18 protein-coding genes are annotated in these 15,605 nt (G+C 28.5%); all 18 read right to left on the bottom strand.

Going from position 1 to position 15,605, the window contains the following annotated elements; all coding sequences use genetic code 4:
• Positions 1-352: 352 nt before the first annotated feature.
• The 18 genes from greA to FJR74_RS07410 all read right to left on the bottom strand — a co-directional run bounded on the left by greA (position 353) and on the right by FJR74_RS07410 (position 15,604).
• Positions 353-823, bottom strand: coding sequence for a transcription elongation factor GreA (gene greA, locus FJR74_RS01170; RefSeq protein WP_140914715.1), 471 nt, complete (start codon positions 821-823; stop codon positions 353-355).
• Between the two features lie 40 nt (positions 824-863).
• Positions 864-1,595, bottom strand: a complete 732-nt coding sequence (locus FJR74_RS01165) for a BC85_0335 family putative methyltransferase (protein ID WP_140914714.1) — start codon at positions 1,593-1,595, stop codon at positions 864-866.
• A complete protein-coding gene (locus tag FJR74_RS01160) occupies positions 1,588-1,890 on the bottom strand; it encodes a hypothetical protein (protein WP_140914713.1) in 303 nt (100 codons plus the stop codon). The genes FJR74_RS01165 and FJR74_RS01160 overlap by 8 nt, the downstream gene beginning before the upstream one ends.
• On the bottom strand, positions 1,890-2,318 hold the full coding sequence (gene ruvX / locus FJR74_RS01155) for a Holliday junction resolvase RuvX (protein ID WP_140914712.1): 429 nt from the start codon (positions 2,316-2,318) through the stop codon (positions 1,890-1,892). Before ruvX ends, FJR74_RS01160 begins: the two co-directional genes overlap by 1 nt.
• On the bottom strand, positions 2,311-4,971 hold the full coding sequence (gene alaS / locus FJR74_RS07425; protein WP_140914711.1) for an alanine--tRNA ligase: 2,661 nt from the start codon (positions 4,969-4,971) through the stop codon (positions 2,311-2,313). Before alaS ends, ruvX begins: the two co-directional genes overlap by 8 nt.
• Before the next feature lie 13 nt (positions 4,972-4,984).
• Positions 4,985-6,097, bottom strand: coding sequence for a tRNA 2-thiouridine(34) synthase MnmA (gene mnmA, locus FJR74_RS01145; protein WP_140914710.1), 1,113 nt, complete (start codon positions 6,095-6,097; stop codon positions 4,985-4,987).
• Positions 6,098-6,286: 189 nt separating this feature from the next.
• Positions 6,287-7,018 carry a hypothetical protein gene (locus tag FJR74_RS07420; protein WP_140914709.1) on the bottom strand — a complete coding sequence of 244 codons (732 nt, stop codon included), beginning with the start codon at positions 7,016-7,018 and terminating at the stop codon, positions 6,287-6,289.
• Positions 7,019-7,023: 5 nt separating this feature from the next.
• A complete protein-coding gene (locus tag FJR74_RS01135; protein WP_140914708.1) occupies positions 7,024-8,277 on the bottom strand; it encodes a hypothetical protein in 1,254 nt (417 codons plus the stop codon).
• The gene (locus FJR74_RS01130) at positions 8,267-8,665 is read right to left on the bottom strand and encodes a hypothetical protein (protein WP_140914707.1); all 399 of its coding nucleotides are present in this window, start codon (positions 8,663-8,665) and stop codon (positions 8,267-8,269) included. Before FJR74_RS01130 ends, FJR74_RS01135 begins: the two co-directional genes overlap by 11 nt.
• Before the next feature lie 409 nt (positions 8,666-9,074).
• A complete protein-coding gene (rplT, locus tag FJR74_RS01125; RefSeq protein ID WP_140914706.1) occupies positions 9,075-9,434 on the bottom strand; it encodes a 50S ribosomal protein L20 in 360 nt (119 codons plus the stop codon).
• 27 nt (positions 9,435-9,461) lie between these two features.
• Positions 9,462-9,650: a 50S ribosomal protein L35 gene (rpmI, locus tag FJR74_RS01120; protein ID WP_140914705.1), complete on the bottom strand. Its 189-nt coding sequence runs from the start codon at positions 9,648-9,650 to the stop codon at positions 9,462-9,464.
• Between the two features lies 1 nt (position 9,651).
• Positions 9,652-10,206: a translation initiation factor IF-3 gene (gene infC / locus FJR74_RS01115; RefSeq protein ID WP_140914724.1), complete on the bottom strand. Its 555-nt coding sequence runs from the start codon at positions 10,204-10,206 to the stop codon at positions 9,652-9,654.
• 259 nt (positions 10,207-10,465) lie between these two features.
• Positions 10,466-11,545 carry a nicotinate-nucleotide adenylyltransferase gene (locus tag FJR74_RS07415; RefSeq protein WP_140914704.1) on the bottom strand — a complete coding sequence of 360 codons (1,080 nt, stop codon included), beginning with the start codon at positions 11,543-11,545 and terminating at the stop codon, positions 10,466-10,468.
• Positions 11,546-11,548: 3 nt separating this feature from the next.
• Positions 11,549-12,823 carry a Y-family DNA polymerase gene (locus tag FJR74_RS01105; protein ID WP_140914703.1) on the bottom strand — a complete coding sequence of 425 codons (1,275 nt, stop codon included), beginning with the start codon at positions 12,821-12,823 and terminating at the stop codon, positions 11,549-11,551.
• Complete coding sequence (locus tag FJR74_RS01100) at positions 12,823-13,260, bottom strand: iron-sulfur cluster assembly scaffold protein (protein ID WP_241859943.1); 438 nt, start codon at positions 13,258-13,260, stop codon at positions 12,823-12,825. Before FJR74_RS01100 ends, FJR74_RS01105 begins: the two co-directional genes overlap by 1 nt.
• Entirely contained in the window at positions 13,238-14,407 is a 1,170-nt protein-coding gene (locus tag FJR74_RS01095) for an aminotransferase class V-fold PLP-dependent enzyme (RefSeq protein ID WP_140914701.1), read from the bottom strand. Before FJR74_RS01095 ends, FJR74_RS01100 begins: the two co-directional genes overlap by 23 nt.
• Before the next feature lies 1 nt (position 14,408).
• On the bottom strand, positions 14,409-15,140 hold the full coding sequence (locus FJR74_RS01090; RefSeq protein ID WP_140914700.1) for a TlyA family RNA methyltransferase: 732 nt from the start codon (positions 15,138-15,140) through the stop codon (positions 14,409-14,411).
• The gene (locus tag FJR74_RS07410) at positions 15,140-15,604 is read right to left on the bottom strand and encodes a transcription antitermination factor NusB (protein ID WP_140914699.1); all 465 of its coding nucleotides are present in this window, start codon (positions 15,602-15,604) and stop codon (positions 15,140-15,142) included. The genes FJR74_RS01090 and FJR74_RS07410 overlap by 1 nt, the downstream gene beginning before the upstream one ends.
• Position 15,605 lies beyond the last annotated feature (1 nt).

Below are 15,605 nucleotides of genomic sequence, written 5' to 3'. Positions count from 1 at the left end.
AGCCAGCGTTCATCCTGAGCCAGGATCAAACTCTTAAATAAAGTTGATTTGGTGTATTTTTGTTATTTTGTAATTATTAAAAATTGACGTTATGGTATTCGTATCCAGTTTTCAAAGAACTATCTCATGCCTTTCAGTGAGAAAGAGCATTGCATATATTATACATATTTTTGTAAATTATTTTAAAATTTACATTTTTTTTATTAACTTTTGCTTTTCGGTTATTTAGCTAAAGTCATATGTTGTAACATGCGTTATTAATAATAGCACAAAAAGCGCTTCCAAGTTTTAAAAAAATTAAAATTTATAAAAAAAATAGCGACTTGAATAGCGCTATTATTTATTATATATATTATAAAATGCTTTCTACTCTGATTTTGTATTTCTTAGGAGCTTCAACTTCAACGATATCTCCTACTTTATTACCTAATAAGGCTTTTGCTAAAGCTGATGAATTAGAAATTTTGTTATTAAATGGATCTGCGTCTAAGGCACCAACAATTTTAACTTCAATGATTTCCTTAGTTGAAAAATCATAAAACTTAACGTTTGAACCAATTCTTACTAAGTTATTGCTTGAAGTTGATGACTTAATAATTTCACAGTTTTCTAAAATGTGTTGAATTTCTAAGATTTCATTTTCAATGGCGGCTTGTTTATCACGGGCCGCATCATATTCAGCGTTTTCTGATAAGTCACCTTGATTTCTAGCTTCTTTAATTTCTTCGATTACTTGAGGACGGGCTACTTCTTGTAAATATTTTAATTTTTCTTCATATTGTTTTAGACTTTCCTCAGTTAAATAAATTTTTTCTTCTACCATAATTGCTCCTTTGATATAAGTATTTTACTAAAATTTCCAATTATTCGGTTGCTTCGTTATTATTTTTCGTATTTTTTGCTAAAAAGACAACGTTTTTATGTTTGAAGTGTGATGGTTCATATCTTAAGTTATAAGATGCGAAAATTGGCTTATACAATTCTAATTCTTTTTTATTAGTATATTCTAAGATAATCATTCCGTTGTCATTTAATTTATCTAAATATAATGATAAATAACTTTTAACATCTATTTGATGATTAATTCACAACATCAAATCAAATTTAATGTCTTGGGAAAAATTATTTATGTATTGTAATTTTGATAAATCTAGTGTCGGGTTATCTTGGGTAATTTTATCATAATGCTTTTCATAATCATCGGCTTCAAGTGCATATACATTACGGTATGAAAGTGAAGCAATTGAAATAGCTGCATAGTCATCATTATCGATTACCATAATGTTTTGATATTTATTTAAATATATTGTATTAATAATATATGTCATTAAATAATCAGCAATAACTTGGTGTTTATATAAATCTTGAATACCACTTAATACGATACCGTAATTAGGGTTTTCAATTTTTAATTTTTCTAATTGCACTTTTTCTTCGGGGGTTAGCATTTGATTCATATATTTTCTACGCAATAAAAATGATGCGATAACAATACCAATTGCAATTGCCATAATTACAACAACACTAGCAATCAATCCAATTCTTGCGCCGTCTGAAATTTTTGATGAAGCTCCATTAAAAATTGATTTATTCATCGACTTCTTCGCCTATTAATTTAGCTAATAAATCTGATTTGCCATCACGGTCTAAAACTAAATTATTTTCTGCATATTCAGCAACTAAATCTACTAAAATGTCAAGTTCACCTTCATCATCGACTTCGCTTAATTCACCGTTGACATCTTTAGCAAACATCAAGGCTTCTCCATTGGTTAAACAGAAATATAATTCACCATTTTCTTCGATTTGAAATAACACGTATAATTTTTCATTATCGTCAACGATTATTTCACGTTCAGGAGTAAAAATATTAACAACTTTTCTTTCCATTAGCTTATTCTCCTTAAATAATCTTCTAATATTAATTGCGCTGCCAAAGAATCTTTTTTTGTTTTTCTTTTTTTACGGCTAAAGCCAGCATTCATCAAAATTTCTTCAGCATTCATTGTGCTTTGTCTTTCATCTTGAAAAACAATTGGCAATGTTATGTGTTCTCCGAGACGTTTAGCGAATCTTTCAACCATAAATGTGCGTTCGCTTTTTGATAAATCCATTCTAATTGGATATCCCAAAACAATCGTATCAATTTGATTTTTATATTCGCTTTCATTTAAATAATTCAAAACTTTTGCAATGACTTGTTTGAAATTATTTTCATCAAAATAGAAATTTTCTAATCCGGTTGCAATGATTCCAAGCGGATCCGATATTGCAAAGCCACAAGTTTTAGTTCCTAAGTCTAAGCAAAGTTTACGCATTCAATTCCTTTTTAATTTGAACAACTAATTCATTTAGTGCAATTTCTTCATTCAATGAACCTTGGCAAACGATTGCGTTTCCGCCACCTTTGCCATTGTGTTTTCCAGTTATTTCTTTAAAATATTTAGAAGAATCTAATTCTTTTGAAGCTACCATAAAGAAGAAATTACCTGGTTTAGTTTGACTTAAACCAACAATCAAAGAATCAGGGTGTTGTTCACGTAGTTCGACTGCTGCTTTTCTTAATAAGTTTGTGTCTAAATCATCAACGATGTAAACCTTAATATTATTAATTGATTGAGGTTGATATTTTGATACGTCAACACTTTCATTTTGTTTTTCTTTCAAGAACTTTTTGTAATCTTCACGAATATTTTCTTCGTAAATATCATATTGTTCCAATAAACCTTCTTTAGCAAATGTACCAGCTGGAATTTCAGTTGGATATTCGTATTTGTAATCTGGTTTGAATTGTTGATTGTTTTTAATTAGTGTGTCTAATAATTTTTGTTTTTCGCTTATTTCTTCTAATAAATATTTCTCAACTAGTTCAAAAGAAATGACTACTCTTAGACGATATACACCAGTACCTTTTGAATCGACACCTACGATTTTGAAATCTTGAATATCGTGTGAATTATCAACGTGTGTGCCGCCACATAGATCTTTAGTGATGCCTTCAAATTCAACAACTCTAACAGCATTAGCATCGTGATATTCTGATTCTTCAATAGTCATATAAGCTCCCATTTCTTGAGCTTTTTTAATTGAGGTAACGATATAGTTACGTTTTGCTTGCATAGCAATGTAATCACGCATGGTATGTTCAATTTTTTTAATTTCTTCTTTCGTTGGGCGATGATCCAAACCAAAGTCAAATGTAAAGTGTTCAGGAGTAATATTTGAACCTAATTGTTGAATGATTTCGTGTGGGTATGTCTTTCTTAAAGCGTGGAACATAATGTGAGTTGCAGAATGTCCTCTCGCAAAATTAATTCTTTTAGCTTTATCAACAAAACATTCAACAGGAGCTTTTTTATTGATAATTCCTTTAACTACATGAACATGGTTTCAATATTTATCTTTGAAAACATCAATTACATCAATTTTATTGCCGTCTTGTAGCATATATCCATGGTCATGGTTTTGTCCACCACTCGTTGCATAAAAAGGAGTTTTATCTAAAATTACATAGCTAATGGCTTCAGGGTCGCTATTTTTAGAAATTTCTTCTTCATCATCTAATAGATACAAAATATTCGATTTTGATTCAGTAAAATCATAACCAATAAATTCTGAAACTTTCCCTGGAATTTTGGCTAATGAGTTAATAACTTTTTGCATACCTGCTTCAACATTTCCACGAGAACGTTCTTGGTGTTCTTTTAAAAACTTATTGAATTCATTCATGTCAATAGTGATGCCTTTTTCTGCTAAGATTTCAGCAGTTAATTCAATCGGGAATCCATAGGTATCAAACATCTTGAATGCTACTTTAACATCAACGGTACCGTTTTTTTCTAATTCGGCTTCTAATAATTTTTCTCCGTCTTTAATGGTTTTTGCAAATAATTCTTCTTCATTTCTAATTACTTTAGCAACTTCTTCAACATCAATATCATAAATTAAAGAATCTTTAACAACTTGTACTAGTGTATATAAAAATGATTTACTTTCAATACCTAAAGATAAACCAGCACGATAAGAACGTCTAATTAAACGACGAATAATATATCCACGCCCTACGTTAGATGGATTAACACCATCGTTAATTGCATTAACTGAAGCTCTAATATGATCAGCAATAACTTTAAAATAAGTATTGATTTTAGTTTGTTGTGGATCACGAGTGAAGTAGTTATTAATATCGTAGTGATATTTAGTCATTTTTTCAACTTCACGAATGATTGGTAAGAATAAGTCAGTATCAAAGTTGGTTGGTGCATCTTGTAAAATAGAAGTAATTCTTTCAAGACCGGCACCGGTATCGATATTCTTTGTAGCTAATTCGGTGTAGTTGTTTTCTCCATCGTTATTAAATTGTGAAAATACAATGTTTCAAATTTCAATGAAACGGTCGTTCTCGATATCATTGATTAATAATTCAAGACCACGTTTGTCATATTTTTCGCCACGGTCAAAAAAGATTTCAGTATCTGGTCCGCAAGGTCCTTGACCGACATCTCAAAAGTTGGTATCACGAGTACCTTTGATTAAATGTGATGCATCAACGCCATTTTCGATTCAGTAATTGTAGGTGTCAATATCTTCTTCATAATATGTGATATAAATACGTTCTTTTGGCAATTTTAAAACATCAAAAACAAATTCGGCACCAAATGCAATGGCTTCTTTTTTGAAGTAATCTCCGATAGAGAAGTTACCCAACATTTCAAAAAATGTATGGTGTCTTGCTGTAACCCCGACATTTTCAATATCGTTAGTACGAATTGATTTTTGCGAGTTGGTAATTCTTTTTGCAGGCGGAACTTTTTTACCACTGAAATAATCTTTTAGAGTGGCAACCCCAGAGTTAATTCATAATAATGATGGGTCATTTTGTGGAATAAGTGATTTTGATTCTACAACTAAATGTCCTTTTGATTTAAAGAAATCTAATCACATTTGTCTAATTTCTTTTGAACTTAACATAATTTTTGTTCTCCTATAAATATGTTTTTAATTCGTCATGGTAATAAATTTTGTCAATAATGGCACCACCGACTACTTTCATGCCATCATAGATAACAATTTCTTGTCCAGGAGTTACCGCTTCAGTCTCCGGATAAGTAACTTCAATTTCATTATTTTCAAGTAATTTCAATTTAACCGGAATATCAGTTTGACGATATCTGAATTTAGCAGTTAAATTGTTTTCATCATAGTCATAAGCAATTCTGTTGAAATTTATTGCACGCATTTTGTCAGATAGTAAATATTTTTTATTATCTTCATTAGCAACATAAATCTCTTTTTTTGCTATATTATGTCCAACTACAAAATAAGGTTTTTCGTATCCACCAAGATTTAGACCTTTTCTTTGGCCGATGGTGTAATACATCGCTCCAACATGTTTTCCCACAACTTTTTTAGTAGCTATATCGATGATATTGCCCGGTTGAGCAGGAATATAATTTTCTAAAAACTTAGCAAATCTTCTTTCACCGATGAAACAAATACCGGTTGAATCTTTCTTTTTTGCAGTTGCTAAATTAATTTCATCTGCAATCGCCCGAATTTCGGTTTTATGTAAATTGGCTAATGGAAAAATAACTTTTTCAAGTTGCTCATTAGATAATTGAGCCAAAAAATATGATTGATCTTTATTAGGATCGATTCCTCTAAAAAGTTCTCCATTTTTAGCATCAGCATAATGGCCCATTGCAATGTAATCAGCTTTCAATTCATTAAAAGCATAATCAGCAAATGACTTGAATTTAATGTATTTATTACAAAAAATATCTGGATTAGGGGTTCTACCAACCTTGTATTCTTCTATCAAGTAATTAAAAACATTATCTCAATACTCTTTAACAAAATCAACTCTATGCAATGGAATGTCTAATTGCTTAGCTACCGCTTTTGCATCAGCATAGTCTTGTTCTTGTGGACAAACATCTTGTGAAATATTTTCATTGCCCATAAAATCATTATTTAGAAATGAATCTCAATTACGCATGAAAAGGCCAACAACTTCATAGCCTTGTTTTTTTAACAAGTATGCACAAACGCTAGAATCCACTCCGCCGCTCATGCCTAAAACAACTTTTTTAGTCATTAATCCTCCTTATCGCATTTTTATTATTAATAATAAAATTTTATATTTTTTCATATAAAAAAGATTAAAAAAACGAATAAGTTCCAAAAAACTTGAATTTTTTTTATAAAAATGACAAATCATCAATCTTGTGTTATGCATTACTGTCTTAAAATAAAAAAAATAAATCGCAATGATTTATTTTTTGTATTACATTTCAAAATATGTATTATATTTATCTAACATTTCTTTTTTATACAAATTCATTTGTGAAAAATCAATTACTTCGCCCGCAATTTTATAATAATCTCATCTTTGAATAAAATAGAAATCTATCATTTCTTCAGAAGAAAATGTTTTGCTAAGCTTTTTCATCAAACCAAAATAATATTTAAAATTAGGTAATCTTTTTAGTCACTTACTGTCATTCTTCATTATTAAATTTTGATTCGATAATAAGTCGAGATTAATTTTGATTTTATCATTTGAATTTTCTAATAATTTTTGATAATAATTTGAATAATTTTGTACAAACTTTTTGTTCATTTTCGATCATTTTTTTACTAATATTAAAGCCGAAACAAGTAGAGATTCAAAAAGTAGTATTAATAAAGGTCATACTACTATTGAAAAGCTAATAGCGATAAAAAAATCTTTAGTTGTTTTTAAACCTTCACCGAATAAATAAGTTAATAAAATTTCCAAACCGGCAAAAAGCACAAATCCACCCAAACATGCCAAAAATAAAATCAAACAAGTTTTTTTAGTCTCGTGATACAAAAATGAAAAATAGTTCTGATTTTCAATTTTTATCTTATTTTTTATATAAAATTTGCGATCGCCAAAAACGGTTTGTCCATAGAAAAATAAGAAATTTTTCAATGGTCAAATAACAAAAAAGCACGAAGGCACTATAATTAATAAAGCTCTAATTTCTATCATGGTATCTATCCTAAATTATCTTCCTTGCTTGAGTTTGGTAAAGTTCTTAAATAAATTCCATTAGGCCCATTTACTCTTTTTAAATTTCAGGCATACAATTCAAAATCGGAATACTGTAACATTTCTTCTAAAGTTTTGATTTCATTTGTTTCTAAATTTTTAAAATGTGTGTTATCACCGCCCTTACCGTTTAATCAATAAGGATTATCTTGAGGCAATTCATTTATAACTACTCATTTAATTTTTCTGCTTTCATCTATTATATGTTTTAAACTTGACAATTTTAATAAAAAATGATTAATTTTCTTTGAATATTCAACATATTCCAAAATTTCAGACACTAATAAATTGAAATTGCTATAAACTTTAAAAATTTCTTTCGTTATAACAATAGACTTATTAATATCACTAATTTTACTTATTCCTGCTGACAAATTATCGACATTTGCAATATTGCCAATTATTGTTTTATAAGGCATTGATGCTAAATCAAAAAAATATTTAAGTAATTCTTTGTTCGTTAATTCATCATTTTTAGTGATACTATTCAAACTAGATTTTGCACAAAGTTTTAATGTAGCTCCGATAGAACCGAAAGTAACTGCTGCCATACCAGTCAATATGGCAGGTGCAGCTACCGGCACACCAAAAAACGAAGCGATAGTTAAACCTGTTGTTATTAATCCGAAAACCACTGATGTAGTTATAAAAACAGTGCTTGCAATTTTTAGATCTAATACAGTTTTAGCCTCGGCGTCCATAGAACTTTTCAGTTCATTGTATTCTTTAATTAGCGGTTCAATCATAAGCGATAATTTTTTACTGTTTATTTCTCCGTCATCATTTATTGAAAACCCTTTTTCTGCATCGGTAACTATTCTTTTATAGTAACTTTTAATTTCTTTTTTTTGAATTTTTATTTCTTTTTTTATATTAGTTAAATTTTTACTTAAGATTTTGTCAAACTGTTTAAGATTTTTTTCATCGTTCACAAAATCATTTATTTTTTGTTTTATTCCTTCATCTTTAGAATGGTTTAGTGAAGAGATTGTTTCTAAAATTATCGTTTTTTTAATTTCATTGTTAATTAAATTAACACTAGTTTTATTCGAGCTTTGCGTATCAACTATTTTCTCGATTTCTTCATCAGTTAATTTTTCCTTAACAATTTTATTCACTTTTTTTGTTAACAAATCTAGAACTTGATTATCAGTTTTTTCACTAGAATTTAAAGTTGTAATTGGTTGATTAATTAACATGGTCCTCCTTGTTAATCATAGTTTTATATAGGTAGTTTCAATATTTTTGAGAAATTTTTTTATCATTTATAAAACCTGCAGATGTTGAAATCGCGAACAAGTAATATAAATAATTTTTGTCAATCTTTTTGCTATTCTTCAAGATTTTTTTATTAATTGTAAAACCTAGTAAAATATTTTTAAAATATTCATTATCACTTAAAGTAAATTTAAGTTTTCTCTGTGTTAGGTTTAAAGCGCTTTGAGGAGTATTAAGCTCATAATAATCAAAAAAATCTTTAGTGTATTGTTTATTTTTTATTTGAAGCGAGATTAAAATAGCTATTACAGCAATAAAAAATACAATATTTGCCATATCTAAGAACATAAAAATCGATGTTGTATACATTAATCATTTACATATCGGATCTCCAAAAATATTTTGTGTGCTTGCAAATATATAAATATATAAGCATAAAGTAGATAAAAATAAAATAATCGACGGTATATAAAAACTTAACAATTTTATATATGTATATTTAAAATAACTTTTTTCTAAATGTAATTTTTCGGATCTAACTATTTTTTTAATACCAAACACTTTTGCTTTAATATAACAAAAATCTATCATTATATAAGTGAAAAATACCATAAATAATAAAGCACTTAACCCGAGTAAAGTAAATAAAATAATACTTGTAATACTCATTTTCTTTCCCTTTCTTTCTTTTCCTTATTACAATTAAATTGTAACAGACATACATCTTTTAAAAAAATAAATAAAAAAAAAATGTCGAATGAATTTCGACATTTCATAATTATTTAGAAGCTAAAGCTGCTTTAGCTTGATCAACGATTTTAGCAAATGATGCAGGGTAGTTGATTGCTAATTCAGATAACATTTTTCTGTTTACTTGAATGTTAGCTTGTTTTAGACCTTCGATTAATCTTGAGTAAGTAATACCCATTGGTCTAGCAGCAGCATTAATACGAGCGATTCATAATTTTCTGAATTCACGTTTAACTTGTTTTCTGTCTCTAAATGCATATGTTCATGATTTAACAACTGCTTGTTTAGCAACTCTGTAACCGATTGATTTGTGTCCTCAGTAACCTTTTGCTAATTTAATTCATTTTGAACGTCTTCTTCTTGTAACGATTCCGCCTCTTGTACGCATATTATCCTCTTTCTTTTATGTAGATTATTAGATTAATTCTTTGTATCTCTTAAAGTCTGAACTTGATAATGTTGAAGCTTTACGAGAGTGACGTTTTTGTTTTGTGGTTTTGTTTTGTGCTAAATGTGATCTGTATGCATTTCCACGTTTAACTTTACCTGATGCGGTGATTTTAATTCTTTTCTTTAAACCGCTTTTGGTTTTCATTTTTGGCATGTTATTCTCCTTGTGTATCCGAAGGTTCGTTATTTTGTTTGTTGTTTAGAGCTTCAACTTTTCTTTTGTCTTTTTCAATATACATATCTAAGAAACGTTCATTAACTAATGTGGCTTCTTTAGAAATTTTTGCAACATCTTCCAATAAAGCAAAAAACTTATTAAGAATTTCTTCTCCAAGTTCGGTTCTTGCTCTTTCTCTACCTCTGAATTTAACAGAAACTTTAACTCTGCTTCCTTCTAAAATAAATTCGCGAGCTTTTCTTGCTTTAGTTTCTAAATCATGATCTCCGATTAATGGAGTTAATCTGATTTCACGATTAGTTGTGACAGTTTGTTTTTCCTTAACTGCTTTTTGTTTTTTCTTCTTATCGTATTTAAATTTACCATAATCTAAAATTCTTGCAATAGGTTTATTGTTTTCGATAGCAATTAAAACTAAATCCATGTTGTATTCAGCTGCTTTATCAAGTGCTTCTTCTTTACTCAAAACACCTATTTTTTCGCCTTCAGGTCCTAATACAAAAACTTTTTTGTATGGAATTGCTGCGTTAATTACGTGTTCAGATTTTGGTTTACGACTGTTATTGTTGCTGCTGTTTTCGTGAGAAAAATTTCCGCTATTTGAAATGTTATTATTAATAACTTCCTCCTTAAAATAAATAAAAAGTGGTTTAATCCACTTCCCAAAAACTACAAAATATTCTTTATTGTAGCAACCCAGCAAAAAATCACTTAGGTGAGAAATGAATCTACTTTGTGCTAATAAAAGCATTAACATTATAACACTTTTTAAATATTTTGTTTATTTTTAACTATTTTGCTCATTTCTTATAAATTTTTTCTTGTTCATCAGTAAAAATAATACCTTTTTCAATATTTCAATCTAAAGCACAAACTTGCGTAACTATTTTTAGTCCTTCATTTAAATTTTCTAGGGCAATCTTACGCATGTTTTGCACTCCTTTTCAGGTTCTGCCTTGACAAATTTTATCTGCTATAAATAAAATTTTTGCAAGTTCAGTCATTTCAAGCGCCATTGAAGTATGAATTTTAATTGCTTCAAGAACTTCTAAATCAGGATATTTATATTTATCTTTCAATCAGTAATAGGCAGTAGTTTGATGTAACTGATAAGGCAATAAATTTTGTTCATTAAGACCATATTTTTTTAAAAAACTATAGGCTTTTTGTTCACTTCATTCTTTGGTAATGTCATGCATATACCCGGCTTGATAAGCTTTTTTAATGCTCATTGAATTGTTTTTGGCAAGCTCAGCTGCAAACTCTGCGGTAAAGCGTAAGTGTTTAAATCTTTCAATACTTAAGAATGATTTAGCGATATCTTCAAAATATAAAAAGTTTTTGCCGATGTACTCTTGCACATTTTCTTCTACCATCGATAAATTACCGGATCTATATTGGCTTGAACTAAAATCATGAAATTCATTTTTCAATTTCAAGCAGTTGTATTTTTTTAAATTAATTTTTGAGTATTTATTATTGCGATTAAATACAACTATTTTTACTAAAGAGGCTATTTCGTCAATATCCTTTCATTTATTTAATTTAGTCACATTATCTGAACCGATTAATAAAAATAATTCGTCATTTGGAAATTTATTTTTAAAGTATTTAACCGTATCAATTGTGTAAGAATTGCCACCACGTTTTGTTTCAAAATCCGAAACTTCCATTTTGTTTTCTAAAACCATTTTTAGCATTTCGATTCTGTGTTCATTAGAAACATAATCACTTACTTTTTTAAATGGATTTTTATTTGCGGGCACAAAATATAATTTGTCCAAATTAAGCATATTGATTGCATCTTTTGCAATCATGATATGTCCTTTGTGAACTGGGTTAAAACTGCCACCAAATATTGCTATTTTCATATCTTATTCCTCTTCATTTTCTTTATGATTATTATCAATATCTAATATTATATTTTGATTCTCAATATCTCGTCTTAAAAAACGTATATTATGTGTATCTTTGCCTTTTTCTTTAACTAATTGTTTTCCGGTTTTTAATACATTCTTTCCTAGTTGAAAATTAATTTCATTAATTAGTTTTTCGGTTTTTGTTTTGTTATTATTCAGTTCAAATAAATCTAATTGGCGATTGGCATAAAATTCCGAACGAAGATTACTTAATCTAACACCTAATCCCCTTACTCAATTTTCATCTCATACTTCTTCAAATAAATTTATTACACAACTGTAAATTTTTTCAACATCATTTGTATAAAAATCTATTTTTTTTTGTTTAGAAAATCAAATTCGATTAGTGTCTCTAATGCTAATTGTTATAACATTGCCTTCTTGGTTGATGTCTTTAGCACGCTTTGCTACATTTTCCGATAATTTATAAAATTCATTCAATAGCTGATTCATTGAGTTTAAGTCTTTTAAAAAGGTAAGTGAATTCCCGATTCCTTTAACTTCTTCTTTAAATACGTGATCATGATTTTCATTTTCGCCTTTTAATTGTTGAATAAAAATAAAATAATTTTTATTAAAAAGCTTTCTTAAAAACAATTCATTATTACAATTAACAAAATCGCGATATGTATGAATATTAGCATTATGTAATGCCGGTGCCGTAGCTCTTCCGACTCCGAAAATTTTATCTACTGGCAAGTCATAAAAATGCTTTTCAATATCTTCTTTTTTTGTTTCTAAAACTCCAAAAGGTTTGGCTTTATTAGTGCTCATCTTTGCCAAAAATTTTGTATAAGATATACCAATAGAACAAGGTAAATCCAAATTTTTTAAAATATCATCTTGAATCAATTTCGCTAAATGAATCGGTGAATCATATTTCTTAAGTAAATCAGTTACATCTAGATAACATTCGTCAATCGAATAAATCTCAATCTTATTTGTATATTTTTTTTGTAAATATTCGAACACACTTTTTGAAACTAAAGAATATAGCTCATAATGTGGGCTTACTATGACAGTATCTTTAAGTTTCTCTTTAATTTTAAAAAAAGGGTCTCCAACACGGAAACCTAGTTTTTTAACTTCATATGACATAGCTGAAATAATTGCTCTTTTATGATTTTGGGCAACTACTACAGGTTTGTTTTTTAATTCATGGTTGACTTTTCTTTCGCAACTAACAAAAAAAGCATCCATGTCAATATGAAATATTACTTTAGTACTCATTAAAGTCCTTTTTTAATCGCTCTACACATAATAGAAGCGCATTCCAAACGATTTAAATGAATCTTCACATTTTTAAAAACATTAAGTTTTTCAAGCAAGTCTTCTTCTGCTTCAGAAATGTTTTCTCCATTAATCATTTTGAAATAAGTATCAATTATTTCTAAAATTTCTTTTTTATCTTTATTCAAAACTTTTTCCAATATTAATTCAACACTGGCCTTAAAAATAGAACATCCATCTCCAATATATTCAGCTTTAATCAATTTCTCTCCGTCGAAGTACAAATTCAATTTAATATCATCAACGCATACGCCCGAATGTTCTTTAATTGTGTGTTCGTTGTCCTTAAAATCTTTATTTAAAAACTTGGGATTTGTATACGCTTCAAAAATAATTTTTTGTTTATCTTGGTTACTATAAGAAATCAAGGAAATCACCTCCATGTTTCAATAAAGAAACAATATGATCTACATCTTCTTTTGTGTTATAAAAAGCAATTGAAGCGCGAATATATGAGTTATTATATTTTGGTAATTCTTTAAATTTATGAGCGCAAAACGTTCCTGATCTAACATAAACATTTCTATGCCCCAAAAATGATGCAACATCCTGCGCAGGAATATTTTTTAAATTGAATAATAGAACTCTGTCGCCGCGGTGTGATGCCATTTCTAAATTAGGAACTTTCATTAATTCATCGTATAAATATTTTGCGATCTCAACTTCTGTGTCTTGGATTGTTTGATAACCCACCTTATTAATGAATTCAATTGCAGCCTTAAATTGAAAAATCCCGGCTAAATTAGGTGTTCCAGGCTCAAATCTTACCATTGTATTACGAGATGTTCAATCGCATCCTGAACCAATAGCTTGTACTTGACCGCCACCTCATTTTTTAGGAGATAACTTATCAATTAAACTCTCTTTAATTACTAAAGCGCCCATACCCGTAGGGCCAAACAATTTATTAGATGAAAAAACAATTACATCAGCTTCATTTATTGAAACTTTTTCATGTACTACTGCCTGTGCCGCATCATTTACCAAAATGGTTCCATATTTTTTACATGTTTGATAAATTTCCTTCATATTGTAATAAACGTGAAAATTATTGGTTACTTGAGGCATAGCAACAATTTTTGTATTTTCATTAATAGCTGCTAGTAATTCTTCATTGCTGTCTACATAAGTGAATTTAATGTTTTTATTTTTAAAATTTTCTATAAAAGGAACAATATTAGAACTGTGATTATAATATGTAAAAATAATTTCGCCCTCAGTAATAACTTCACTCAGCATTTTAGCCACTTGATTTAGACTATCGGTTGTGCCCGAAGTGAATATCATTTCATTTTCATTTGCATCTACGAAATTAGCAATTATTTTTCTCGTGATTTGTAAATCTTGAGCAACTTTAATTCCTAATGTTGAATCGGCGGTACGAGTAGATATTGAATATTTTTCATAAAATTCATTACCAGCTTCAATCACTTCATAAGGTTTGAATGCCAATGCAGCGTTATCTAAATAAACAATATCCGGGTTGTATTTAAACATTGGAAACATTTTTTTAAAATCTTTCATATTAATCCTTTCTGAAAATACTTATATATTCAATATTTTTTGATTTATCACCTGTAATCGGACTCTTCGCTATCCTTTCTAATTTAAAGTGATGCTCATTTGCATATCCAATAACTTTGTTAATAATATATTCATGATGAATTGGGTTAACATACCCGCCTTCTTCAACATATTTACTAATCGCTTCAAACTGCGGTTTGATTAAAGCCATTAAAATTGTATTTGAAGGTAATATTTCTGAGCATATTTTGAATACATGCTTTAACGATATAAAAGAAACGTCGCAAGTTGCCAAATCCAGTTGTTCAGCAAACATATCTAATGTTAAATTTTTTAAATTAGTTTTTTCATATACAACCACACTAGCGTTAGTTCTTAATGAATAATCTAATTGATTAGTCCCGGAATCGATGGCATAAACTTTTTTAGCTCCATTTTCTAATAAAACTTGTACAAACCCACCAGTTGATGAGCCAATATCAATACATACCTTATTTTTAACATCAATATTAAATTCTTCAATTGCGCCAATTAATTTATATGCTCCGCGAGACACATATTCTTTTTTGTCTTTAATAATTTCTAATTTTACTTTTAGCTCATCAAATTTTAAAGATGGCAAAAAAACTTTTTCGCCGTTCGCAATTACCTTGCCTTCACGAATTAAAGCCTCTGCCATCATTTCATCGATATTGTTAGATAATGCTACTAATTGTTTTAAAGTTTTTTTCATTATTTATTGAAAACTTTTTTAGAAGCCAAATCTAAAACTTTATTAATAAATTTATAATCGTTATTTGGGCTAAAAATTTTAGAAATATTAACCATTTCATTAATTACAACTTTAGGATCGTTTACTAAAAGTTCATATTCTCCGTAAATTATAATTGCCCGGGTTAATGGGTTAATACGGTTTCATTCTCAATCTGGGTCAATAAATTTCTTTGCTATATTAACTAATAAATCATATTTTTGTTCAATTAAATTTAACACATTTACTTCTCAATTTTCCAAATCATTATCAGCAAAAATTTCTTTTGTTGATAGAGGAGCATTAAATAGTTCGCTTTGATAAATAAAATTTATAATTCTTACTCTATTGTGGTATTTTTTTAATAAGAATTTAATTTTTTCATCTTCGGCTTTTAATTTTTTAATTTCTTTTTCTGTTTTTTCTGTTTTAATAATTTCTTCCATC

Origin of the sequence: Metamycoplasma neophronis (assembly GCF_006491995.1) — a bacterium.
Lineage (GTDB): Bacteria > Bacillota_I > Bacilli_A > Mycoplasmatales > Metamycoplasmataceae > Metamycoplasma > Metamycoplasma neophronis.
The sequence above is the reverse complement of the archived record's forward strand: the minus strand, read 5'-3'. Positions and strand labels throughout refer to the sequence as shown.